The 21,841-nt window shown below is 71.9% G+C and carries 26 protein-coding genes; 2 read left to right on the top strand and 24 right to left on the bottom strand.

What is annotated here, in order from left to right; translation table 11 throughout:
• Nucleotides 1-12: 12 nt before the first annotated feature.
• Complete coding sequence (gene yidC, locus FIP57_RS20760) at nt 13-795, top strand: membrane protein insertase YidC (protein ID WP_162529907.1); 783 nt, start codon at nt 13-15, stop codon at nt 793-795.
• 5 nt (nt 796-800) lie between these two features.
• On the opposite strand, the gene FIP57_RS20765 is transcribed toward yidC, so the two are convergent.
• Nucleotides 801-1,457, bottom strand: coding sequence for a class I SAM-dependent methyltransferase (locus FIP57_RS20765; protein ID WP_148575467.1), 657 nt, complete (start codon nt 1,455-1,457; stop codon nt 801-803).
• 264 nt (nt 1,458-1,721) lie between these two features.
• On the opposite strand from FIP57_RS20765, the gene FIP57_RS20770 reads away from it, so the two are divergent.
• Complete coding sequence (locus FIP57_RS20770; RefSeq protein ID WP_148575468.1) at nt 1,722-1,901, top strand: hypothetical protein; 180 nt, start codon at nt 1,722-1,724, stop codon at nt 1,899-1,901.
• A gap of 33 nt (nt 1,902-1,934) precedes the next feature.
• Here the strand turns inward: FIP57_RS20770 and FIP57_RS20775 are convergent, their stop codons facing one another.
• The 23 genes from FIP57_RS20775 to fliE all read right to left on the bottom strand — a co-directional run bounded on the left by FIP57_RS20775 (nt 1,935) and on the right by fliE (nt 21,840).
• Complete coding sequence (locus FIP57_RS20775) at nt 1,935-2,219, bottom strand: hypothetical protein (RefSeq protein WP_148575469.1); 285 nt, start codon at nt 2,217-2,219, stop codon at nt 1,935-1,937.
• Nucleotides 2,216-4,255 (bottom strand): flagellar biosynthesis protein FlhA, encoded by a 2,040-nt coding sequence (gene flhA, locus FIP57_RS20780; RefSeq protein WP_203231385.1) that lies wholly within the window; start codon nt 4,253-4,255, stop codon nt 2,216-2,218. Before flhA ends, FIP57_RS20775 begins: the two co-directional genes overlap by 4 nt.
• A gap of 145 nt (nt 4,256-4,400) precedes the next feature.
• A complete protein-coding gene (locus tag FIP57_RS20785; protein WP_148575471.1) occupies nt 4,401-5,525 on the bottom strand; it encodes an EscU/YscU/HrcU family type III secretion system export apparatus switch protein in 1,125 nt (374 codons plus the stop codon).
• Nucleotides 5,526-6,296: a flagellar biosynthetic protein FliR gene (locus tag FIP57_RS20790; RefSeq protein ID WP_148575472.1), complete on the bottom strand. Its 771-nt coding sequence runs from the start codon at nt 6,294-6,296 to the stop codon at nt 5,526-5,528.
• A gap of 24 nt (nt 6,297-6,320) precedes the next feature.
• Entirely contained in the window at nt 6,321-6,590 is a 270-nt protein-coding gene (gene fliQ / locus FIP57_RS20795) for a flagellar biosynthesis protein FliQ (RefSeq protein WP_148575473.1), read from the bottom strand.
• 6 nt (nt 6,591-6,596) lie between these two features.
• Nucleotides 6,597-7,445: a flagellar type III secretion system pore protein FliP gene (gene fliP, locus FIP57_RS20800; protein WP_238993640.1), complete on the bottom strand. Its 849-nt coding sequence runs from the start codon at nt 7,443-7,445 to the stop codon at nt 6,597-6,599.
• Nucleotides 7,442-7,999, bottom strand: coding sequence for a FliO/MopB family protein (locus FIP57_RS20805; RefSeq protein ID WP_148575474.1), 558 nt, complete (start codon nt 7,997-7,999; stop codon nt 7,442-7,444). Before FIP57_RS20805 ends, fliP begins: the two co-directional genes overlap by 4 nt.
• Nucleotides 8,000-8,010: 11 nt before the next feature.
• A complete protein-coding gene (fliN, locus tag FIP57_RS20810) occupies nt 8,011-8,841 on the bottom strand; it encodes a flagellar motor switch protein FliN (protein ID WP_148575475.1) in 831 nt (276 codons plus the stop codon).
• Nucleotides 8,838-9,716: a flagellar motor switch protein FliM gene (locus FIP57_RS20815; protein WP_238993641.1), complete on the bottom strand. Its 879-nt coding sequence runs from the start codon at nt 9,714-9,716 to the stop codon at nt 8,838-8,840. The genes fliN and FIP57_RS20815 overlap by 4 nt, the downstream gene beginning before the upstream one ends.
• 157 nt (nt 9,717-9,873) lie before the next feature.
• The gene (locus tag FIP57_RS20820) at nt 9,874-10,320 is read right to left on the bottom strand and encodes a flagellar basal body-associated FliL family protein (RefSeq protein ID WP_238993642.1); all 447 of its coding nucleotides are present in this window, start codon (nt 10,318-10,320) and stop codon (nt 9,874-9,876) included.
• Entirely contained in the window at nt 10,320-11,321 is a 1,002-nt protein-coding gene (locus tag FIP57_RS20825; RefSeq protein ID WP_148575477.1) for an OmpA/MotB family protein, read from the bottom strand. The genes FIP57_RS20820 and FIP57_RS20825 overlap by 1 nt, the downstream gene beginning before the upstream one ends.
• A 1-nt stretch (nt 11,322) precedes the next feature.
• Entirely contained in the window at nt 11,323-12,093 is a 771-nt protein-coding gene (locus FIP57_RS20830; protein WP_148575478.1) for a motility protein A, read from the bottom strand.
• Nucleotides 12,093-12,371: a flagellar FlbD family protein gene (locus FIP57_RS20835; protein WP_148575479.1), complete on the bottom strand. Its 279-nt coding sequence runs from the start codon at nt 12,369-12,371 to the stop codon at nt 12,093-12,095. The genes FIP57_RS20830 and FIP57_RS20835 overlap by 1 nt, the downstream gene beginning before the upstream one ends.
• A gap of 410 nt (nt 12,372-12,781) precedes the next feature.
• Nucleotides 12,782-13,636: a flagellar hook protein FlgE gene (locus FIP57_RS20840; protein WP_148575480.1), complete on the bottom strand. Its 855-nt coding sequence runs from the start codon at nt 13,634-13,636 to the stop codon at nt 12,782-12,784.
• Between the two features lie 33 nt (nt 13,637-13,669).
• Nucleotides 13,670-14,284, bottom strand: a complete 615-nt coding sequence (locus FIP57_RS23795) for a flagellar hook capping FlgD N-terminal domain-containing protein (RefSeq protein ID WP_203231383.1) — start codon at nt 14,282-14,284, stop codon at nt 13,670-13,672.
• 10 nt (nt 14,285-14,294) lie between these two features.
• Nucleotides 14,295-15,548 carry a flagellar hook-length control protein FliK gene (locus FIP57_RS20850; protein ID WP_148575481.1) on the bottom strand — a complete coding sequence of 418 codons (1,254 nt, stop codon included), beginning with the start codon at nt 15,546-15,548 and terminating at the stop codon, nt 14,295-14,297.
• Nucleotides 15,545-16,507 carry a transglycosylase SLT domain-containing protein gene (locus FIP57_RS20855; RefSeq protein WP_238993643.1) on the bottom strand — a complete coding sequence of 321 codons (963 nt, stop codon included), beginning with the start codon at nt 16,505-16,507 and terminating at the stop codon, nt 15,545-15,547. The genes FIP57_RS20850 and FIP57_RS20855 overlap by 4 nt, the downstream gene beginning before the upstream one ends.
• On the bottom strand, nt 16,504-16,971 hold the full coding sequence (locus FIP57_RS20860) for a flagellar FliJ family protein (protein WP_148575482.1): 468 nt from the start codon (nt 16,969-16,971) through the stop codon (nt 16,504-16,506). The genes FIP57_RS20855 and FIP57_RS20860 overlap by 4 nt, the downstream gene beginning before the upstream one ends.
• On the bottom strand, nt 16,968-18,272 hold the full coding sequence (locus FIP57_RS20865; protein ID WP_148575483.1) for a FliI/YscN family ATPase: 1,305 nt from the start codon (nt 18,270-18,272) through the stop codon (nt 16,968-16,970). Before FIP57_RS20865 ends, FIP57_RS20860 begins: the two co-directional genes overlap by 4 nt.
• Nucleotides 18,269-18,958 carry a FliH/SctL family protein gene (locus tag FIP57_RS20870; protein WP_148575484.1) on the bottom strand — a complete coding sequence of 230 codons (690 nt, stop codon included), beginning with the start codon at nt 18,956-18,958 and terminating at the stop codon, nt 18,269-18,271. Before FIP57_RS20870 ends, FIP57_RS20865 begins: the two co-directional genes overlap by 4 nt.
• Nucleotides 18,939-19,952, bottom strand: coding sequence for a flagellar motor switch protein FliG (fliG, locus tag FIP57_RS20875; RefSeq protein ID WP_148575485.1), 1,014 nt, complete (start codon nt 19,950-19,952; stop codon nt 18,939-18,941). The genes FIP57_RS20870 and fliG overlap by 20 nt, the downstream gene beginning before the upstream one ends.
• Nucleotides 19,949-21,523, bottom strand: a complete 1,575-nt coding sequence (fliF, locus tag FIP57_RS20880; RefSeq protein WP_148575486.1) for a flagellar basal-body MS-ring/collar protein FliF — start codon at nt 21,521-21,523, stop codon at nt 19,949-19,951. Before fliF ends, fliG begins: the two co-directional genes overlap by 4 nt.
• Nucleotides 21,523-21,840 carry a flagellar hook-basal body complex protein FliE gene (gene fliE, locus FIP57_RS20885; protein WP_148575487.1) on the bottom strand — a complete coding sequence of 106 codons (318 nt, stop codon included), beginning with the start codon at nt 21,838-21,840 and terminating at the stop codon, nt 21,523-21,525. Before fliE ends, fliF begins: the two co-directional genes overlap by 1 nt.
• Nucleotide 21,841 lies beyond the last annotated feature (1 nt).

Below are 21,841 nucleotides of genomic sequence, written 5' to 3' on the forward strand. Positions count from 1 at the left end.
CCAGGAGCACCCGTGTCTGTCCTCGACCCCATTTCCCATGCCCTCGCCGCCGTCGTCTGGGCGGCCCACTCCACCCTCACCGCACTCGGGCTCGACCCCTCGAGCGGCTCGACGTGGTTGCTGTCCGTGGCGGCGGTCGTCGTCGCCGTACGCCTCGCTCTCCTCCCGTTCGTCGTCCACGGCGTCAAGCAGGCGCACGCGTCGGCCCGGGCGCGGCCGGCGATGCGCGCTCTGACCGAGCGGTACCGTGGCAGGCGCGACCAGGACAGCATGCGCGCGCTGATGGAGGAGCGCCGCCGCATCTCCGCCGAGCACGGCCTGTCGCGGTGGGGGTGCTTGCCGATGCTGGTGCAGCTGCCGATCTGGTTCGCGTTGTACCACCTGCTCTCCGACGCCGCCGCCGGTCAACCGGTAGGCGCGATGGACAGTGGGCTGGTGGCGTCGTTCGCCGGCGCGACGGTCTTCGGCGTCCAGCTGGCCGCGCGCGGGTTCGCCGGCTCCGGCGTCGGCGTGGTCCTGGTGCTGGCGGTGACCGCGGCGGCGCTGAACTACGTGACGCAGCGGTACCTCGTGGCGCCGAACACCGTCCGCGACGGCATGCCCGACGCGATGCTGCGGGCGCAGGAGCTGGTGCCGCTCCTCTCCGCGGGCGGGATGCTGCTGGCTGCGGGCGCGGTGCCGGTGGCGTTGCTGACCTACTGGGTCTTCAGCGCCACCTGGACACTCGGCCAGTCCGCCGTCGTGTGGCGGTGGTTCCCGACGCCCGGATCAGCGGCTGCGCTTCGCCGGGCGTGACCGCATCACGCTTTGCGGCGGGCGAGCAGCGTCGAGTCCGCGATGTCGATGTGCCGGCCGTCGCGGACCACCGTCCGGGGGCGTTGCTCGACGACCACCGGCTCGAAGTCGTCGGGCAGCCCCGGCAGCAGCTCCTCGGCGTCGAACATCGCCCGCCGGTGGCTCTCGCTCAGCTGGGTGTGGTGCGCCGACGGTGAGTGGCCGACGACGAGGAGGTGGCCGCCGGGCGCGACGGCGGCGGAGAGCCGGCGAGTCACCTCCACCATGCCGCCGTCCGGCGGGTGCAGGAAGTGCGTGGTGACGAGGTCGTACTCGCGGCCCTCCGCATCGAAGCTCCGGGCGTCGACCTGCCACCAGTCGACGCTGTCGGCGACCCCGGCGTCGTCCGCGTGCTTCGCGGCGCGGTCGAGGCCGGCCCTCGAGAAGTCGGCGCCGGTGACCCGCCAACCGTTCTGCGCCAGCCAGATGACGTCGCCGCCCTCGCCGCACCCCACGTCGAGGGCGGTGCCGGGGGTGAGCCTGGACGCCTCGGTGACCAGCTGTGGGTTGGGGTTGCCGCTCCAGATCGATCCCGTGCCGGAGTACCGCTCGTCCCACGCGTCCGGCTCGAACATCTCGGGCTGCTCGTGGGGTGGGTCCTCGCGGGTGTGCATGTGCGTCATGTGACCAGGGTGGACGCCCGCCGGGCGCATAGCAAACCTCTTTGCCGATCCGGCAAACCACAAGTTCTTGTTGATCCGCCAAGAACTCGATCGGACCGAGTTGCCGTCGCGACAACGTCGGTCTGGACGGGGGACTCCGGCACGGACGAGTGCACAATCTGCCACCTAGCGTCGACGGTCTGCTTGAGCACCGACGAGAGGCATGGTCATGCGACGACATGCGACTGCGGCCTGGACGACGGCAGGGATCCTGGTGATGGCGGGATGGGGGGTGCCGCCAGCTCGGCCGATCCCCTCCCGGACCTCGACGAGCGTGAGTGCGCACCCGGGTTCGAGAACTACCACCTGCGAGGCAACTACCTGAAGGAGCGCCACGACGAGGGGTACTGCGGCCAGGACCTGCTGGAACGAGAACGCCGGCCCCGGAGTGACCGGCGGGGCTGAGCCTCCGCGCCACGAGGGGCGGCTCGACAGGCCTCAGCCGACGGCGGTGGGCGGGTCGTCCCGCAGCTCGGCGGGGCGCACCGGCACCGGCCCGTCCACGGCAGGCAACGACCGCGGCACCTCGGGCTGTGCCGAGCCGGACGTGTCGCCGATCGAGCCGAGCACCGAGAACCCCACCCACACGACGGCCCAGGCGACCAGGAACCGCACGAGCGCGGTCTCGAGCGCCAGCGTGCCGTCCACGACCGCCGCGTAGATCGCCGGCGAGCTGACCAGCCCGGCGCCCAGGAGGACGAGTCCGGAGAACGGGTTGCTCACAGCGACACCGCCGCGAGGCGACCGGTGACGACGCCGACCGAGCGGACCTGCGCGGTGCCGGAGAGCTCACGGTAGGAGACGACCGGGAGCCGGCCCAGCGACGGCTGGACCATGCGGCGCACGGCGGGCCGCAGCTGCGGGGCGCAGGCGACGACCGGGGTGAGGTTGCGGTTCTCGGCCTCGGCCATCATCCGGGCGAGCTCGGTGAGGACGACCTGGCCGGTCTCCATGTCGAACGCGACGACGCTGCCCTCCTCGGTCGGGCGCAGCGCCTCGAGCATCCGCTGCTCGAGCTGCGGCTCGAAGCTGATGACGTGCACGGCGCCCTCGTTGAGGTGCGGCTGGACGATGGCGGCGCCGAGCGTCCCGCGGGCGAACTCCACCAGGGACTCGGGGTCCTTGGTCTCGCGGGCCTTGAGCGACAGCGCCTCGAAGATCCGGACGAGGTCGCGGATCGGTACCTGCTCGTCCAGCAGCCCCTGCAGCACCCGCTGCACCTCGCCGAGGCTGAGCTGCGCGGTGAGCTCCTCGACGACGACGGGGTGGCTGCGCTTGACGACGTCGGTGAGCAGCTTGACGTCCTCGCGGCTGAGCAGCCGGGCCGCGTGGTGGCGGACGACGTCGGCGAGGTGGGTGGTGACCACGGAGCTGCGGTCGACCACGGTGATCCCGCTGATCTCGGCCTGCGCCCGGAGCTCGGCGGGGATCCACTTGGCGTCGAGCCCGAAGACCGGCTCCTTGACCGGCGTACCGGGGAGCATCGAGAGGAACTCGCCGATCGCGAGCACGGTGCCGGGCGGAGCCTCGCCGCGCGCCACCTCGACGCCGAAGAGCGTGATGGCGTACGTGCGGAGCGGCAGCTCGAGGTTGTCACGGGTCCGCACCGGCGGCATCACGATGCCGATGTCCGAGGCGACCTTCTTGCGCAGCGCCTTGACCCGGTCGAGAAGGTCACCACCGGTGGCCGGGTCGACGAGGTCGATGAGGTCGGCGGAGAGCTCGAGACCGATCGGGTCGAGCAGCGTGTCCGCGAGCATGTCCTCCGGCGTCTCCGCCGGCGGGGTCAGCTCGGCCGCGGCGACGGCCTCCGGCGACGGGGTCTCGCCGTCCTCGGTGATCCGCGACGAGGCGAGCAGGATGGCGCCGCCGACGACGAGGAACGGAAGCTTGGGGAGTCCCGGGATCAGGCAGAGCCCGATGGCGGCGGCGCCGGCGACCCGCAGCGGCAGCTTGTGCTGGCCGAGCTGGCGGATGATGTCGGAGCCCATGTCGCCCTCGGACACCGAGCGGGTGACGACGAGGCCGGTGGCCACCGAGAGAAGCAGCGCGGGGATCTGGGAGACCAGCCCGTCACCGACGGTGAGCAGGCTGTAGGTGTGCATCGCGTCGTTGAGGGTCATGCCCTTCTGCGCGACGCCGATCGCGAACCCGCCGATCAGGTTGATCAGCGTGATGATGATGCCGGCGATCGCGTCGCCCTTGACGAACTTCGTGCCACCGTCCATCGCGCCGTAGAAGTCCGCCTCGGCGGCGACCTCCTTGCGGCGGCGGCGCGCCTCCTCGTCGTCGATCAAGCCCGCGTTGAGGTCGGCGTCGATCGCCATCTGCTTGCCGGGCATCGCGTCGAGGGTGAACCGCGCGCCGACCTCGGCGACGCGGCCGGCACCGTTGGTGATGACGACGAACTGGATGATCACCAGGATCAGGAAGACGACGAGCCCGACGACGAGCGAGCCGCCGACCACGAAGCCACCGAAGGTCTCGATCACCTTGCCGGCGTAGCCGTCGGTCAGGACCAGCCGCGTCGAGCTGATGTTGAGCGCCAGCCGGAACAGCGTCAGCACCAGGATGACCGCGGGGAACGCCGCGAAGTCGAGCGGCTTGCTGACGAACATCGCCGTCAGCAGGATCAGCACCGACAGGCTGATGTTGAACGCGAGCAGCAGGTCGAGCAGCACCGCGGGCAGCGGGACGACCAGCATCACCACGATGAGGACGACGCCGACGGGGACCCCGAGCTGGGTCATCCGCTTCATGGACACGTGGACGGTCCTTCCGGGTACGTGCGAGGCTCGACCGTCCGTGGCGAGGTGAAGGGCACCGTCCTGGTGTCCTGGGAAGTCATCGGCAGTGGGGTGCCCGACTTGAGGGGTTTCGGCCGGCCGGACGCGCCGGCTCGGGTCACGCGGTCGCGCGGCGGCGCCGCCTGACCCGCGGTACGGCGGGCAGCTCGACGCTCTTGCGGGGCGTGTCGTGCGTGCCGCCGCGCTGGCCGTGCGTACGGCGGCCGATGACGAACGCGAGCACCTGGGCCACCGCGGCGAACAGCTCTGCCGGGATCTCCTGTCCGACCGTGCAGGAGGTGTAGAGCGCCCGGGCCAGCGGCACGTCGCGGACCAGCGGCACGTCGGCCTCGGCGCCGACCTCCCTGATCCGCTGCGCGATCGCGCCGGCCCCCTTGGCGACGACCCGGGGTGCACCCGCGGCCGGGTCGTAGCGGAGCGCCACGGCGACGTGCGTCGGGTTGACCAGCACGACGTCGGCCTGCGGCACGTCGGCCATCATCCGGTTGCGGGCCGCGGCTAGCTGGCGGGAGCGGATCGCGCTCTTGACCAACGGGTCGCCCTCGCTGTTCTTGTGCTCCTGCTTGACCTCCTGCTTGGTCATCTTGATCTGCTTGCCGACCTTCCGCCGCTGGAAGGCGTAGTCCGCCCCGGCCATGACCAGCCCGGCGAGGGCGACGACCCGGAGCAGCGAGGAGATCCGCTCGTGGGCGATCTCCAGCGTCGCCCCCAGCGGGACGAACCCTCCGATGAGCGGCACGACGGCCTTGATCGCGGAGTAGCAGAGCAGGGCGACGACGGAGGCCTTGACGAGCGTCTTGGTGCCCTCCCACAGCGCCTGCGGGCCGAAGATCCGCTTGGCTCCCTGGATCAGGTTGAGCTTCGACCACTTCGGCTTGACGGCCTTGGACGCGATGTAGAAGCCGCCCTGGGCCAGCGACGCCGCGACGCCGACGACCATGATCACGCTGCCGAGCACGACGGTCACCAGGGCGGCGTGGGTCAACCCCTGGCCGAGCACCTCGATCGCGGCGGCGGGGGTGGGGTTCTGGGCGGCCCGCAGGGCACCGCCCATGAACTCCTGCAGCGACGTCAGCTCACGGCTCGCGGCGAGGTCCAGGAGCAGCGCGAAGATGAGCATCGTCGACCACCCGCCCAGCTCCTGGGTGCGGGGGACCTGCCCTTCCTTGCGGGAGTCCTTCTTCTTCTTGGCTGTCGGAGCCTCTGTCTTCTCCTCGCTCACCTAGCCACCTCCCCCAGCGATCGCCGCCGCGGACTGGTTGACCAGGTCCACGAGCCGCTCGGTGGCCTCGGGAAGAACCGGGAAGGAGAGGCCGACCAGCAGCAGCGTGAGGCCGATCTTGGCCGGGAACATGACGTTGAGCGCGTTGAGCTGCGGGGCGACCTTGGTCAGCAGCGCGAGCCCCATGTCGGCGATGAAGAGCACCGCGATCATCGGCAGCGCGATCTGGAGGGCGGTCATGAAGAACTTCGTGAACGCCGTGATCAGCATCTCCGGACCGAGGTCCAGCGACGGGCTCCCGCCGAGGGGCAGCAGCTCGAAGGTCTTCAGCAGCCCGCCGATGACGAGCAGGTGGCCGCCGGTCGCGAAGAGCAGCATCGTGGCGAGCATCGAGTGGAACTTGCCGAAGACGGTGTTCATCTGCATGGCCAGCGGGTCGAACGCCTGGGCCATGGCGAAGCCGCCGAAGACGTCGATCAGCGACCCGGCCGCTGCGATGGCCGCGAGCAGCAGCATCGCCACGAATCCGAGCGCCAGCCCGATCGCCACCTGGGTGACCGCGGAGGTGATCAGCTCGACGGTCCCGGTCGGTACGCCGGCCTCGAGCACGGACGGCGCGATCGCGAACGAGAGCCCGACGGACAGCACGACCTTCGCCATCACCGGGATGGTCCGGCCGGCGAACGGCGGGACCACCACCAGCCAGGCCACGATGCGCAGCGAGGCGAGGAGGTAGCCGATGGCCGGCTCCGCCGCGATCGAGATGGTCACAGGGCTGCCCGGGGGTCCGAAGGGTCAGGAGAGGAGGGACGGCACGCGGTCGAAGAGGTCGACCGTGAAGTCCATGAGGGTGTGCAGCATCCAGTTGCCCGACACGATCAGGGCCACGCCGACACCGATCACCTTGGGGACGAAGGAGAGCGTGAACTCCTGGATCTGCGTCATCGCCTGGAACAGCGAGATGGCGAACCCGATCACGAGCGAGGTGACGAGGATCGGCGCCGACAGCTGCAGCGCGACGAACATCGTCTGTCGAGCGATGTCGAGGATGGCGGAGTCGGTCATGTCGGCCTACCCGTAGCTCGAGACGAGGGATCTGATGACGAGCGCCCAGCCGTCCACCATGACGAACAGCAGCAGCTTGAAGGGCAGCGAGACCATGACCGGCGGCATCATCATCATGCCCAGCGCCATCAGCGCGCCGCTGACGACGACGTCGATGATCAGGAACGGCACGAAGATGATGAAGCCGATGATGAACGCCTGCTTCAGCTCGGTCAGGATGAAGGCCGGCACCAGCGTGGTCATCGAGACGTCGGCACGGGTCTCCGGGAGCTCGCGGTCCGCGACGTTGGTCAGCAGCTCGAGCTCGCCGTCGTCGGTGTTGTCGAGCATGAACTCCTTGAGGGGCTCGATGCCGTCGTCGAAGGCGACGCTCGCCTTCTTGTCACCGTTGAGATAAGGCTGGACGCCCGCGTCGTTGATCTGGCCGAGGACCGGCGCCATCACGAAGAGGCTCAGGAACAGCGCGAGCCCGGCGAGCACCTGGTTCGGCGGCGTCTGCTGGAGCCCCAGCGCGTTGCGGGTGAGCCCGAGGACCACCAGGATCTTGGTGAAGCTGGTGCAGGTCAGCAGGACCGCCGGCGCGAGCGAGAGCAGCGTCAGCCCGAGGATCGTGACGACCGGGGTGCTCGGCTTGTCGGTGAGCCCCTCGAGCTCGACCGTCACGGTGTCCGGGCTGCTGGGCCCTTCGGGGCCCTCCGGGCCGGGGGTGTCGGCGGCGAACGCCACCTGCTCCAGGGGAGCCGCCTCGGCCGGCGCGCTGAGGAGCGCGCCGAGCACGAGCCAGCCCGCCACCGCGAGGAGCGCGGTGAGGAGCAGCGCCGGTCCGCGTCGCAGCGGACGGTGGCTGAGGGTCACGAAAGATCCATCCCGCGGCCCGTCGCCGCGGCGAGGGCCTGCTTCCAGGTCTGGGCAGAGAGGAGCGAGCCGGCCAGCGGCCCGTCGGTGACAGGAACCGGACGGGGAGCGGCGGCCTGCTTCCGGCGTACCTTCGCCTTGCGCTGCACCGGCGCGTCCTCGACGGACGCCGCGAGCGCGGCTGCGGGCGCGAAGGTGGCCGGCTCGAAGGTCCGAGCGGCGACGGGGGCCGGGGCAGCGGCCGGGGCGGCGACCACCGGCGCGGCGAGCTGGTCGAGCTCGGACTCCAGGGTCGGGTCCATGACCTCGAGCTCCTCGGGGTCCAGCTCGGTGAGGAGCTGCACCTGCTGCTCGGTGGTGCCGAGGACCAGCACCCGCGACCCGACGGTTACGACCGCGACCGACGAGCTGCGCGACAGCGGCTGGCGGTGCAGCACCTTGATCGGTGCGTTCGCGCCGCCCTTGAACCGCTTCGCGCTGAACCGCGCGATCAGCAGGAGCATCCCGATGACGACGGCCAGCGAGAAGACCAGTCGTACGACGAGCTCGACCATGGGGGTTCCTGTCAGGCTGCGGAGGCGTCGTCGACGATCTCGGTGACGCGGAGACCGAAGTCCTCGTCGACCACGACGACCTCGCCCCGGGCGATGAGCCGGCCGTTGACCAGCAGGTCGGCCGGGCTGCCGGCGGCGCGGTCGAGCTCGAGGACGGTGCCCGGCGTCAGCGCGAGCAGGTCGCGGACGCTCATCCGGGTCCGGCCGAGCTCGACGGTGACGTCCATGATCACGCCGTGGAGCATCTCGAGCCCGCGGCTGACCACGGGGGAGCCCATCGGCGCGCTCGGGGCGCCCTGGCCGTTGGCGAAGTTCGGGGCGCCGCCGAAGGCGGGGACCGGGGCGTCCGGCGCGGCCACCGGCTCCGGCTGGCTCGCCTGGGCCGCGAGGGCGCCGAGCGACTCGTCGAGGACGAGCAGCGCGGCCGCGGCACCGGCGCCGACCAGCGGCACGACGGTGAACGGGAAGCCGAGGTCGTTGATCACCAGGTCGACCGGCACGGAGCGCGCGGCGCCGACGTGGCCGCCGAGGGCCTTCGCGGCGGCGTCGAGCGCGGGTTGTGCTGCCGCGGCCAGGTCGAGCGAGCCCAGCGGGCTCGACTCCAGCGCGGTGACCAGCTCGGGGCCGACCAGCACCGCGACGGCGCCGGGGATCGTGCCGCCGAAGTCGGCCATCGCCGCGCCGGCGAACCCGGCGGTGGAGCCCAGGTCACCCGGCTTGGGGGTGGCCGGCGTGAGCGCGGCGGGGGAGGGCAGCACCCCGGCCACGGCGCTCGCGGCGGTCAGGAGCGACTCGGTCGCGTCCTGGGCGACCGGCGAGAGCGGCTCGGGCAGGATGGTCATGGAAGCTCCTTCTGCGGGGTGGCGACGATCTGGGCGGCGAGGCGTTTGCCGTGGGCACCCGGCATGGCGTGGGCGAAGACCTCGTCGTCGACGGTGACGTCGAGCGGCGCGGCGGCGGGGTGGGACAGGCGCAGCACGTCGCCCACGGCGAGGCGGCCGATGCGCTCGGGCGCCATCGGGGTGCGGCGCAGGACGACCTTGACCTCGACGGGCACGTCGCGGAACTGCTCCTGGAGCAGCTCGGCGGCCATGGCGCGCTTGGCGCGCTCGCGGTCGGAGGCGGGGACGGGGGCCGAGGCCTTGACCAGGTGCGGGTGGAGGCCGGAGAACGGCAGGCAGAGGGTCAGCTGGTGGGCGCCGTCGTCGACCCGGAGGTCGAAGGTGGCCACGACCATGATGTCGGCGGAGCCGGCGGCCTGGGCGAACTGCGGGCTGTACTCCACGCCGGTCACCAGCGGCTCGATGGAGACGACCTCCTCGAGCGAGTAGCGCAGCTCGCGCAGCAGCCGCTCGACCAGGCCGCGGGCGACCACGGACTCGATCTCGGTGAGGGGCCGCTCGGGCTGCGACGGACCGCCGGGGCCGCCGAGCATGTGGTCGATGCACTCCATCGTGGCCCGGATCGGGACCTCGAGGATGCCGGAGCCGCTGATCGGCTCGGCCGAGAAGAGCGTCATGTACGTCGAGCTGCCGAGCGACTGGACGTACTCGCCGTACGACCGCTGCTCGACGCGGGCGAGGGTCAGCGAGCTGACCGTGCGCAGCGAGGAGGTGAACACCGTCGTCGCCTGGCGTGCGAAGCCGTCCAGCGCGATCTGGAGCGTCCGCGAGTGCTCGCGCGACAGCTGGATCGGTCGCCGGAAGTCGTACGGCACGGGTGCCGCCTGGGCACGCCTGCGCGTGCGAGGGCCTTCCATGAGGCCGCGTCCGAGTCCCGTCACGTAGCCAGGTATCGGCCACGCGACGGGACCCTTGAGGGAAACGCCTTTACTTTCTTCCCAGCCGGTCCCAGGTCGGCTGGAGGGCGCTCCGCTACTGCGTCACGAAGTCGGTGAAGTACACCCCCATCACGTCTCCGTGGTACGCGTGCTCGAGCTCCTTCTCGAGCTCGTGCTTGAGCTTCTCGCGGGACTCAGCCCGGGTCAGCTCGGACATCTCCCGGCCGCTGAACAGGTCGATCGTGGCGTCCAGGGCGGCGGAGCCGTCCGCCTCATGGGCGGAGGCGGTCAGCTGGAGGGCGATCCCGATCTTCAGGTAGTGCCCACCGGCCAGGTTGACCTGGATCGGCTCCATCGTCACGACCTCGCCGGGCTCCGGCTCGACCGGGCCGGGGGCGGGCTTGAGGAAGAACCAGTAGGCGCCCCCGCCGATGGCCAGCAGGGCCACCAGCATGATGATCAGCTTCTTCTTCCCGCCCTTTTCGGGGGCGGCGGCCTCGGCGGCCGCGGCGGCCGGCGCCGCCATCGTCGACAGGCTCATCAGTGGTCCTCTCCCGCGCTCGTGTCGTGCGCGGTCTCCTGGTCTGCGTCGGTGACGGTCCCCGACGCGCTGTGGTTGCTGGTCGTCTTGCCGGACGTGCCGCCGGTCCGGCCGGCGTCCCCGCCGCGGCCGGCGCGCTCACGCTCGTAGAACACCTGGTCGAGCAGCGAGCTCGAGCCGGCGGCCAGGCGGGACATCACCACGATGTCCACCCGCTTGTTCAGCTCCTGCGAGCCGGGCTCCGAGGGGTCGACCAGGGGCTTCACGTGGCCGTACCCCACGGCGGCGAGCCGGTCGGTCTCGAGCCCCCGCCTCTCGTCGAGGTAGCGCAGGACGGTGACCGCACGGGCGGCGGCGAGGTCCCAGTCGCTGTCGTAGTACTTCGGCTTCCCGGGGGCCTGGTTGGTGTGGCCCTCGATCTGCAGCTTGTCGTCGATGCCGGCCAGGATCGGGGCCAGCGTGTCGACGACCCGGCGGCCGCGGGGGGTCAGCTCCGCGAGGTTCGCCTGGAAGACGATGTGCTTGGAGACCAGGCTCACCGTGAGCCCCCGGCCGTCCAGCTTGGTCCGGACGTCGTCGGCCAGCCCGGCCTTCTCGAGGGCCTTGTGGACCTTGTCCTCGAGGGCGGCCAGCCGGTCGGCCTCGCCGGCCGCCTCGGCGTACTCCTGGGCGTTGCGGGTGCGCATCGCCTGTGAAGCGGCCTGGACCTTGAGCTCCTGGATCTCCGGGCTGTCCTCGACGCGGTTCGGGTTGATCGGCTCGGCGGCCGACGTGCCCGGCTCCTCGAGGATCGACGACGAGCCGTCGAGGACCGACGTGGACTGCCCGAAGCCGGCGGCCATGCCCTCCTTGAGCGCGTTGAACTTCTTCTGGTCCACCGTGCTCATCGCGAACATGACGACGAAGAGCACCATGAGCAGCGTCATCATGTCCGCGTAGGAGACGAGCCACCGTTCGTGGTTCTCGTGCTCCTCGTGCTCCTCGTGCTTCTTCTTGCCCATGTCAGGCCGCCTCGGCCTGCTGCTGCTCGTGGACGGGCAGGAGCGCGGAGAGCTTCGCGGCGACCACGCGCGGGTTCGCGCCGGCCTGGATCGCGAGGACGCCCTCGATCACGACCTCCATGCGGGCGACCTCGAGCTCGCCGAGCCGCTTCAGCCGGCTGGCGATCGGGAGGAAGAAGACGTTGGCGCTCAGCACGCCCCAGAGGGTGGCGACGAACGCGCCGGCGATGAGGTGGCCCAGCTTCTCCGGCTCCGACAGGTTCTCGAGCACGTGCACGAGCCCCATCACGGTGCCGACGATGCCGATCGTGGGGGCGTAGGCGCCCGCGTCCGCGAACCACTTCGCGCCCTGCTTGGTGGCCGCCTTCTTGGCGACGACCTCACCCTCGAGGATCTCGCGCATCTCCTCCGGGTCCGTGCCGTCGACCGCCATGGTGACGCCCTTGACCAGGAACGGGTCCTCGATCTCCTTGAGCGAGTCCTCCAGGGCCAGGAGCCCCTCCTTGCGGGCCTTGTCGGCCAGCGACACGACGACCGGGACGACGTCCGCGCAGGACTCCGCCTTGCCGGAGAACGCCTTGACCAGCGACTTCGGGACCGCCTTCGCGTCGGCCATCGTGCCGCCGGCGAACGACACGAAGATCGTGCCGCCCCAGACGAGGATCATCGGAGGGATCAGCAGCAGGCTCATCGGGCTGCCGCCCTCCATCACGTTCGCCACGAGGATGGCCGCCAGACCGCCGCCGACGCCGATCACTGTGATGGGGTCCATCACTGCTCCCTGGAGACGTCGTTGGCCAGCTCGGTCACGACCGCGAGGCGGCGTACCGGGGCGGGGGGCTCGTCGTGGACGTGGACCCGCGCGCTCTCGGCGATCACGGCGCCGCGGTAGGCGCGGATCGCGGCGACGACGGCGGAGAGCTCCTCGAGGACGACGTACTTCGTGCCGTCGACGAGCGTGATGACGGTGTCGGGCGTGCTGTCGACGCGCTCGATCAGGTCGGAGTTCAGCGCGAAGACCGACCCGCTGAGTCGGGTGAGCGTGATCACGGGTGCACCATCCTTGTGCGGGTTCGTGGCGGACCGTCCGTGGTCCGTCGGGTTGTCAGATCGGCAGGGGAGGTCTGGACCTGAGGCGGTTCGGGGGCCGAATCACGGCGACTTCGACCCGCGCCTCCCGGACTCTGCTAGGGGAACGTGGCGCGCGGGGCTGGTGTCGAGCCGCCCCTCGTGGCGCGCGGGGGCGGTGTTGAGCCGCCCCTCGTGGCGCGTGATCCAGTGCAAATGGGCTCTCCGCGGGCCAGTTCTCAGCCCGACTGCACGGTATGAACGAGCACGCGCGCCACGAAGGGCGGTTCAACACCACCCCGGCGCGCGCCACGAAGGGCGGTTCGACACCGTCTGACGCGCGCCACCAGGCCGGCCCACCAGCAACGGAGGGCCGGCCTCGCCTCATCGGACTAGCGCTTGATGTTGACGAGGTCCTCGAGGACCTGGTCGGAGGTGGTGATCACGCGCGAGCTGGCCTGGAAGCCACGCTGCGCGAGGATCAGGTTGGTGAACTCGGCCGCGAGGTCGACGTTCGACATCTCCAGGGCCCCACCCATGAGGTTGCCGCGACGGCCCTCGCCGGCGACGCCGAGCTCCGGGTTGCCGGAGTTCGCCGACTCCCGGAACGAGGTCTCGCCGACCTTCTCGAGCCCCATCGGGTTCGAGAAGTCCGCGAGCGCCAGCTGGCACAGCTCGCGCTGCACGCCGTCGCTGTAGATGCCGCGGATCTTGCCGTCGCCACCGATGTTGTACGACGTCATCTCCACGCCCGCCGGCACGGCCGGGACCGCGTTGGCGTCGTCGAGCTGGATGTCGACGAGGCCGCCGGTGGCGTTGCCCGCGGCGTCGAGGAGGTACCCCTGGACCCGGTTGCCGGTCGGGGTGACGAGGGTGCCCTCCTCGTCGAAGGTGAACGAGCCGGCGCGGGTGTACAGGTTCTCCCCGCCCTGGCGGACGACGAAGAAGCCGTCGCCCTGGATCATCAGGTCGGTCGCGCGACCGGTGGTCTGCGCCGAGCCCTGGTTGAAGTTGGTCGAGGTCGCGGCGAGCTGCACGCCGAGCCCGACCTGGAGCGGGTTCGTGCCGCCGGTGTTGGCGTTGGCGCCCGCAGCGCCGGTGAGCATCTGGCTGAGGGTGTCCTGGAAGACGGTGGTGCTGCCCTTGAAGCCGATGGTGTTGGCGTTGGCGATGTTGTTGCCGGTGACGTCGAGCATCGTCTGGTTCACGCGGAGGCCGCTGATGCCGGAGAAGAGCGAACGAAGCATGGTGGGTCCTTGGGGTTCTAGGTGGGGAAGGGGTCAGTCGAGGAGGTTGCGCAGCTCGGGCGAGAGCTCGGCGGAGGACTCGGAGTCCCCGGTCGACCCGGTGCCAGTGCCGGTGCCAGTGCCGGCGGTGGAGCCGGTGGTGGAGCCGGTCGTCGAGCCGGTGGGCGTCCCGGTGGAGTCGCCCGTCGAGGTGTCGGAGCCGGCCGGGGCGGCGTTCGCCTCGCCGATGCTCTTCACCAGGCCGAGCGGCACGTCGGTGCCGTCGATGGTGAGCACGGGGCCGGTCGCGTCGAACCGGACACCGGTCACCACGCCGGTGAGGGTCGCGCCGGTGGCGTCGGCGTACGACACGGTCTGGCCGACCATGCCGCCGGCGCCGAAGGCGGTCTGGAGCCCGACGAGCTGCTGGGTCTGGTCGGCGACCGCCTGCATCTTCTCGAGCGCGGTGAACTGCGCGGTCTGGGCGAGGAACTCACTGGAGTCCGTCGGGTTCGACGGGTCCTGGTAGCGCATCTGGGCGACCAGCAGCTGGAGGAACAGGTCCTTGTCAGCGCTGGTGCTCGTGGTGGTGGTCGGCTTGTCGGTCACCTCCGTCACCGCGTTTCCGCGGAACGGACCGTAGCTCGACTCGACAGCGGAGACTGTCAACTCGTTCTCCTCACATGGTCACGTCGACACCCGGGCGGGTGCGCGTGGCGGGTTCCGTGGAGCCGTGCGACCGAGTCCGCACTCCTCCGGTGGCGCCGTCCGTGGCCATGGGGTTCTCGCCAGCCCGCTTCCGTGCGGTCTGGTGGTCATGGGTGCCCTGCTCCTGGGCCAGGTCGGGGGCGTGGTCCCGACGGCCCCCGTCGAAGGTGCTGCGCGCGTCGCCGATCTCCAGCCGGCTCGACGTCGCACCGGTCGCCTCGAGAAGGCGGTGCAGCTCGGGGGCGCCCTGGAGGAGCGCCTGCTGGGCGGCCTCGCCGCCGGCCATCCGGACGTGGACCTCGCCGCCGCGGACGGTGAGCACGACGCGCACGTCGCCGAGCGCCTCGGGGCTCAGCTTCAGCGTGATCCGCTGGGTGCCGTCGCCGCGGCTGACGAGCCGGCTGACCTCGGGGAAGACCTGGCCGGTCACCTGGCTGCTGCCCTCGGCGCCCGAGGCGGACGCGGCGGCCGGGGCGGTCGTCGACGACAAGGTCACCGCGGAGGTACCGGCGACCGCGGGGGCGGCCGGAGCCGGTGCGGCCTCCTGCCGGGTGGCCGGGGCGTCGTCGCGCGGAGCGGCGGTCGCCGGCGGCTGCGCGACGGGCTCGCCGTCCGCGACAGGGGCGGCCGGGAGCGCCGCGCGCTCGGCGGCCGGGAGCGGCTGCACGTCCGCGGCCTCGGCGCTCGCGACGGCCTCGGCCGGCTGGACGCCCGGAGCGGTGCCGGTCACGCCGGTCACGCCGGCGTCGGCGTCCGCACTGCCCTCGACGGCGGTACGGGCGGCAGCGGCGACCGCGGCCGCGGCGGCGAGCAGCGGGGCGATCGGGGTGACCTGCGCGGCGGCGATGATCTGGGCCGCCGACACGACGGGGCTCGCGGAGCCGGGGGTGGCCTCGGGCGTCTCGCCCTCGGAGAGCCCGTCCTCGCCCGGCAGGGTCGGGATGGCCGGCGACTCGACCGGCACGGTGCCCGGCTGAGCCACGCCGGCCGGGAGCGGGCCGGCCTGCACGTCGGCGGGCACGTCGGCGGGAACGGCGGGGACCACCGCAGCGGGCGCCCCGTCCGGCGTACCGGCGGCAGCCTCGCCCGTGGCCCCGCCGAGCAGCCCGGCGAACGCGTCGGCCGAGCCCTCGGCACCGGCACCGGCGCCGGCACCGGCGGCGTCGCCGCCCGGCGTCGCCGTGCCCGGGAGCCCGGGCAGGGTGGGGAGGACGGAGACGGTCATGCGGCACCTCCCAGTGCGGCCATGATCTTGCGGACGTAGTTCTGGGTCTCGGAGTACGGCGGCACCCCGTTGTACTTGCTGACCGCACCCGGCCCCGCGTTGTACGCCGCGAGGGCGAGCTCGGTCTTCCCGAACTGCTGCAGGTGGCTCTTCAGCAGCCGGGCCGCACCGTCCACGGCCTGTGCCGGGTCGAAGGAGTTGGTCACGCCGAGCCCGCGTGCGGTCGACGGCATGAGCTGCATCAGCCCCTGGGCGCCGGCGTGGCTGACCGCGCGCGGGTTGAAGGCCGACTCGGCGCGGGCGACCTCGGCGAGCAGCTTGGCGGAGACACCGTGCTTGGCGGCGGCGCTCTCGAAGAGGTTCTTGTAGGGGGTGTCCGCCGGCAGCGCGCCGCCGGTCGACGCCACCGAGCTGACCGTGCTGCCCTCGGGCAGGATCCGTCGGATCACGTCCGGGGTCGAGGGGACGTCGATGATCCGCACGTCGAGCCCGGTGCGCGGTGCCTCGATCATCTTCCCGTTGCCGATGTAGATCGCGATGTGGTCGACCCCGTTGTTCCGGCTGGAGTTGTCCCACGCGATCAGGTCGCCCGGCTGCGCCTGCGCCATGCTCGCGACCGGCCGACCGGCCGCCGCCTGCTGGTAGGACACCCGTGGCAGGTCGTAGCCGAGGTTCTTGTAGACCAGCTGGACGAGCCCGGAGCAGTCGAGCCCCTTCTTCGGGTCGGTGCCGCCCCAGAGGTAGGGGATGCCGAGGTACTTCTTGGCCTCGGCCACGACGGCGTCCCCGCCGACCGGGCTGCCGGCGATGGTCGCGGTCTCGTCCGCGAGCGCCTTGGCGAAGCCGGCGGCTGCCGTGCCGGAGGTGCCGGCGGTGCGGAACCCTGCCACGGCGGGGGTGAGCATGGCCAGCTGCGAGTTGATCTGGGAGATGCGTGCCTGCACTTCGGTGACGCTCACGAGGCACTCCTCTCCTGCTTGTTGTGCGACTGACCAGAACGGTGGGCGTGGAGGGCGCCGACGACGTCGTCCACCTCGCGGACCTCGGCGCGACGGCGCTCCTCGGCGCGGCGGGCTGCGCGCTCCTCGAGGAGCAGCTCGACAGCGCGGACCTTCGCCTTGTCGTCCTGCCAATGCCGGTGCGCCTCGGCGGCGGCGGTGCGGGCCTCGGCGAGCAGGAGCTCCTCGGCGCGGACTGCGGCGGCCATCCCGGCCAGCAGCTGGCGCGACACGACGAAGTCGGCGACGGTGCCGTCGGCGGGACGGGCGGCCTCCTCGAGGGCGTGCTGCAGCCGGGCCACCTCGGTCTCGTGGTGGCGCACGGCGTCGAGCGCGTGGACGAGGGTGATGCGGCTGTCGCGCTCGCGGACGCCGCGGACTCGGAGCACCGCGTTCATCCCGCGGTCGGTGGTGGTGCGGCTCATGAGGCGAGCTCCTGCAGGGTCTGCCAGGTCTCATCGAGCGCGCTGGGGGCGTCGACGTCCTGGCGGAGGAACCCGTCGATCTGCGGCATCAGGGCGAGCGCGCGGTCGGCGGTCGGGTCGCTGCCCGCGGCGTACGCACCGATCTCGACGAGCTCCTTGACGTCGCGGTGCGCGGCGAGGAGGCGGCGGAGCTGGGTGGCGGCGGCGCGCTGCTCGGGCGTGGTCACCGCGCTGGTGACGCGGGAGACCGACTCGAGCACGTCGATCGACGGGTAGTGCCCCGAGGTGGCGAGCCGGCGGCTCAGCACGACGTGGCCGTCGAGGATCGAGCGGACGGTGTCGCCGATCGGGTCCTGCATGTCGTCGCCCTCGACGAGCACGGTGTAGAGCCCGGTGATGCTGCCGACGTCGGAGTTGCCGGCGCGCTCGAGCAGCCGGGGGAGGAGCGCGAAGACGCTCGGCGGGTAGCCACGGGTCGCCGGCGGCTCGCCCGCGGAGAGGCCGACCTCGCGCTGCGCCATCGCGACGCGGGTGAGGCTGTCCATCATCAGCACGACGTCCTCGCCCTCGTCGCGGAAGTGCTCTGCGATGCGGGTGGCGACGAACGCCGCGCGCAGCCGCTCGACCGGCGGCGCGTCCGAGGTGGCGACGACGACGACGGAGCGGGCGAGCCCCTCCGGGCCGAGGTCGTTCTCGATGAACTCGCGGACCTCGCGGCCACGCTCACCGACGAGCGCGATGACGGAGAGCGAGGCCTCGGTGCCGCGGGCGATCATCGACAGCAGCGTCGACTTGCCGACGCCGGAGCCGGCCATGATCGCCACGCGCTGGCCGCGGCCGCAGGGGACGAGCGAGTCCAGGGCGCGGACGCCGAGGCCGAGCTGGCGGTCGATGCGCGCGCGGCTGAGCGCCGGCGGGGCGGTGTTCTCGACCGACACCCGGGGGAGGGCGTCGAGCGACGGACCGCCGTCCATCGGGCGGCCGAGCCCGTCGAGGACCCGGCCGAGCAGCTCGCGGCCGACCGGGACCGCGAGCGGGCCGCCGGTGCCGCGGACGTGCATGCCGGTGCGGAGCCCGGTGGTGGCGCCCGTCGGGAGGCAGACCAGGCCGTCGGGGCCGCTCGCGGCGACCTCGGCGAAGACGGGGGTGGGGGCGAGCACCTCGACGACGTCGCCGACGGCGGCGTCGACGCCGCGGACGAGCACGTGCAGGCCGAGGAGCTCGACGACGGTGCCGAGCACGCGGGGCTGCGCCTCGGTGAGCGCGCGGGAGACCAGGGTGGGGTCGATCAGCGTGGTCACGGGGCGAGCACCTCCCGGACCCGGGCGAGGGCCTGCGAGGCACGGACGTCGACGACGCGGGTGTCGGTCTCCACGAGGGCCTCGCCGCGGTGCAGCGTGGGGTCGGGGACGACGACCGCGGCGCCGGCGAGCCGCGCGAGCTCCGGGTGGTTCGCCTCGGCGGGGGTGACGCGGATCTTCACGACCGGCTCGCCGGGCATCAGCGCCAGCGCCCGTCGTACGGCGTCCACGCCCGGGGCCTCGGCGACGGCGAGCTCGTGGCCGAGCAGCGCCTCGGTGAGCTGGAGGGCGACCGTGGTGGCCTGCGACTCGACGCGCTCGGTGGCGGCGGCGAGCGCCTCCTCGAGCTGCACGGTCGCCCGGACGAGCGCGGCGACGGCGGCGCGGTGCTCCTCCTCGCGACGCTGCTCCTCGGCGGCGATGTGGGTGGCGACCTCCGCCCGCTCGACGGCGGCGCGCTCCTCCGCGGCGCGGCGCCCCTCGGCCCAGCCGGTGGCGTAGCCCTTGGCGCGCGCGGCGCTCTCGGCCTGGGCGGCGAGCCCGGAGAGGGCGTGCTCGGTGACGCGGTCGCCGAGCACGGAGCCGCCCGCGAGGCGGGTCCAGCCGCCCTCGCGGAGCTCACGGTCGGCGAACGCGACCTCGCGCACCACCGGCGCCACGTCGGGCTCAGACCACGAAGTCGTCATCGTTGCCCCGTCGCACCAGGATCTGACCCTGCTCCTCGAGCTGGCGGATCACGCGGATGATGTTCTGCTGCGCCTCTTCGACCTGGCTCAGCCGCACGGCACCGAGGAGCTCGACCTCCTCGAGGAGGTTCGCACCGGCCCGCTCGGAGAGGTTCTTCGTGATCTTCTCGCGGACGTTGTCGGCGACGCCCTTGAGCGCCAGTGCCAGCTCGGCGGTGTCGACCTCGCGCAGGACCAGCTGGATCGAGCGGTCCTCGAGGTTCACGATGTCCTCGAACATGAACATCTTGCTCTTGATGACGTCGGCCAGCGACGGGTCGAGCGCCTCGAGCCCCTCGACGATCTGACGCTCGGTCGACCGGTCGGAGCGGTTGATGATGTTGACCAGCGGGTCGACGCCGCCGACCTGCTTCATCTCCGCCGGCATCAGCATCGAGGAGAGCCGTCGCTCGAGGGTGCTCTCGACGGCGCGGACGACGTCGGGCGAGGTGCGGTCCATGACCGCGATGCGGTGGGCGACCTCGGCCTGCATCTCCGGCGAGAGGCCGGAGAGGAGCAGCGACGCCTTGTCGGCGGTCATGTGGGCGAGCACCATCGCGATCACCTGCGGGTGCTCGTCGATGATGAACGAGCGCAGCTGGGCCGGGTCGGCGCGGTGCAGGAACTGGAACGGCATCTGCACGGCGGCCGCGTTGAGCCGGCTCATGATCTCCGCGGCCCGGTCGGTCCCGAGGCTCTCCTCGAGCAGCTGCTGGGCGAAGCTGAGACCGCCCTGCGCGATGTGGGCGCGCGCGGTCATCATGTCGCGGAACTCGCGGAGCACCGCGTCGGACTCGGCGCCGCTGACGGCTTCGAGGCGTGCGACCTCGGAGGAGACCGCCTCGACCTCCGCCTCCGAGAGGTGGCTGAGGACCGAGGCCGCCTTCTCGCGGCCGAGCTGGATGATGAGGATGGCCGCCTTGCGGACGCCCATGTTGGCGGTGAGCGTGCTCATCGGTTCTCCACCAGCCAGCCACGCAGCAGGGCCGCGACGTCCTCGGGCTGCCGCTCGACGAGCGACGAGATCTCCTCGCGGACCAGATCCTCCTCGGAGGCCTCCGCGGTCTCGAGGGCGAGCATCGCAGGCGCCTCGAGCGCGGCGCGCTGCTGCCGCTCGAGCTGCTCCTGGCGGAGCTGCTCCACGACGTACTCCGTGGCCTGGGCGCGGGCCTTGGCCCGGCGGCGGCTCTGGATCCAGGCGACGAGCGCGATGAGCACCAGCAGTCCGGCGAGGCCGCCGTTGCGGATCAGCGTCCAGGTGGCGGCGCTCTTCTCGGCCTTCTCGCTGGCCTCGAGCTCGGCCGCGGCGGCCTCCTCCGCGGTGCGGTCGAAGGCGAGCTGGCTCACCTCGATGGTGTCGCCGCGCTCGGCGTCGATGCCCAGGGCGGCCGTGACGAGGTCCTGGATCTCGGCCGCGTCGGCGCTCGGGGAGCGCGGGTCGACCACGATGCCGACGTGGATCCCGTCGACGCCGCCCGGGGCCGCCTCCACGGTGGAGACCTCCTTGTTCACGGCATTGTCGGAGGTGCGGCTGGACTTCTCGTAGTTCTGACCAGAAGTCCCGCCGGTCGTCCCGGTCTCCATCTCGCTGTCGGGGCCGACGATGCCGCCGGCACCGGCGTTCGGGTCACCGCCCTCGAGGATCTCGGTGGTCTCGCTCTCCGAGAGCGCGGTGTCGGCGTTGCCGAAGTAGCGGGTGGTCTCGGTGACCGACTTGTCGAACGACAGGTCTGCGCGGACCTGCACCGCGCTGTTGCCGGGGCCGAGCACGCGGTCGAGCAGGCTCTGCACCTGGGTGTTGAGCCGGTTCTCGAAGTCGGTGACCTGCTGGGTCCGGGTGCTGGCCGCGCCCTCGCCCCCGGGGGCGGAGAGCAGCTTGCCGGTCGAGTCGGTGACGGTGACCTTCTCGGTCGTGAGCCCCTCGACGGAGGAGGAGACCATGTTGACGACCGCCTGGACCTGCTCCGGAGCGAGGGTCGAGCCGAGGCGGGTCTTCACCATGACGCTCGCGGTGGTCGGGGCCTGCTCGGAGGAGAAGACCTCCTTCTGCGGCATCGCCAGGTGGACGACCGCGGTCTCGACGCCGTCGATGGCCTCGATGGTCTTGGCCAGCTCGCCCTCCATCGCCCGCTTGTAGCTGGTCTGCTCCTGGAACTCCGAGGTGGAGAGCCCCTGGTCGTCGAGGAGCGAGTAGCCGCTCTCGCTGCCGGTGGGGAGCCCCTCGCCGCTCAGGCTGATCCGGGTCGAGTACACCTGCTCGCGCGGCACCATGATCGTGGCCCCGCCGTTGCTCAGCTCGTAGGGGACGCCCTGGGCGTCGAGCTCCTCGACGATCGCGCTGGCGTCGGCCGCCGCGAGGTTGCTGAAGAGCGGGGCGTACGACGGGGTGGCGGCCCACTTGAACACCATGAAGCCGGCGAGCAGCAGCGCGCCCGTGCCGATGACGGCGACGAACTTCTGGCCGCTGGTGAACCCCTGGAAGGTGCTCTGGAGCCGCCCCAGCACCCGGGTGACGTTGTCCTTCATCAGCCGACCTGCATCCGCATGATCTCGGTGAACGCCTCGACGGCCTTGTTGCGCATGGCCACGGTGAGCTGCGTCGCGACGCTCGTCTCGCTCGCGGCGATCGTGTAGTCGTGGATCGCGCCGAGGTCACCGGTGGCGGCCTGGACGGCGAGGTTGTCGGTCCGGTCGTTCATCGCCTCGAGCTGCTCGAGGCCGTCGACGACCAGCTTGCCGAACGACGGCCCCGAGGGACCCTCCGTGGCGGCGGGGGGAGTGGCGGTCGCGGTGGGCGCGACGTACGGCGTGAATCCGAGGGACTCGATACCGGAGACGCTCACG

Source organism: Nocardioides caldifontis (genome assembly GCF_008087345.1).
Lineage (GTDB): Bacteria > Actinomycetota > Actinomycetes > Propionibacteriales > Nocardioidaceae > Marmoricola_A > Marmoricola_A caldifontis.

What these genes read in the sequence shown, in the direction of transcription:
- FIP57_RS20765 (WP_148575467.1), bottom strand. Translation starts at nt 1,457, where the DNA reads ATGACGCACATGCACACCCGCGAGGACCCACCCCACGAGCAGCCCGAG.
- FIP57_RS20770 (WP_148575468.1), top strand. Translation starts at nt 1,722, where the DNA reads ATGGGGGGTGCCGCCAGCTCGGCCGATCCCCTCCCGGACCTCGACGAG.
- flhA (WP_203231385.1), bottom strand. Translation starts at nt 4,255, where the DNA reads ATGAAGCGGATGACCCAGCTCGGGGTCCCCGTCGGCGTCGTCCTCATC.
- fliQ (WP_148575473.1), bottom strand. Translation starts at nt 6,590, where the DNA reads ATGACCGACTCCGCCATCCTCGACATCGCTCGACAGACGATGTTCGTC.
- FIP57_RS20805 (WP_148575474.1), bottom strand. Translation starts at nt 7,999, where the DNA reads ATGGTCGAGCTCGTCGTACGACTGGTCTTCTCGCTGGCCGTCGTCATC.
- fliN (WP_148575475.1), bottom strand. Translation starts at nt 8,841, where the DNA reads ATGACCATCCTGCCCGAGCCGCTCTCGCCGGTCGCCCAGGACGCGACC.
- FIP57_RS20820 (WP_238993642.1), bottom strand. Translation starts at nt 10,320, where the DNA reads ATGAGCCTGTCGACGATGGCGGCGCCGGCCGCCGCGGCCGCCGAGGCC.
- FIP57_RS20825 (WP_148575477.1), bottom strand. Translation starts at nt 11,321, where the DNA reads ATGGGCAAGAAGAAGCACGAGGAGCACGAGGAGCACGAGAACCACGAA.
- FIP57_RS20830 (WP_148575478.1), bottom strand. Translation starts at nt 12,093, where the DNA reads ATGGACCCCATCACAGTGATCGGCGTCGGCGGCGGTCTGGCGGCCATC.
- FIP57_RS20840 (WP_148575480.1), bottom strand. Translation starts at nt 13,636, where the DNA reads ATGCTTCGTTCGCTCTTCTCCGGCATCAGCGGCCTCCGCGTGAACCAG.
- FIP57_RS20850 (WP_148575481.1), bottom strand. Translation starts at nt 15,548, where the DNA reads ATGACCGTCTCCGTCCTCCCCACCCTGCCCGGGCTCCCGGGCACGGCG.
- FIP57_RS20860 (WP_148575482.1), bottom strand. Translation starts at nt 16,971, where the DNA reads ATGAGCCGCACCACCACCGACCGCGGGATGAACGCGGTGCTCCGAGTC.
- FIP57_RS20870 (WP_148575484.1), bottom strand. Translation starts at nt 18,958, where the DNA reads ATGACGACTTCGTGGTCTGAGCCCGACGTGGCGCCGGTGGTGCGCGAG.
- fliG (WP_148575485.1), bottom strand. Translation starts at nt 19,952, where the DNA reads ATGAGCACGCTCACCGCCAACATGGGCGTCCGCAAGGCGGCCATCCTC.
- fliF (WP_148575486.1), bottom strand. Translation starts at nt 21,523, where the DNA reads ATGAAGGACAACGTCACCCGGGTGCTGGGGCGGCTCCAGAGCACCTTC.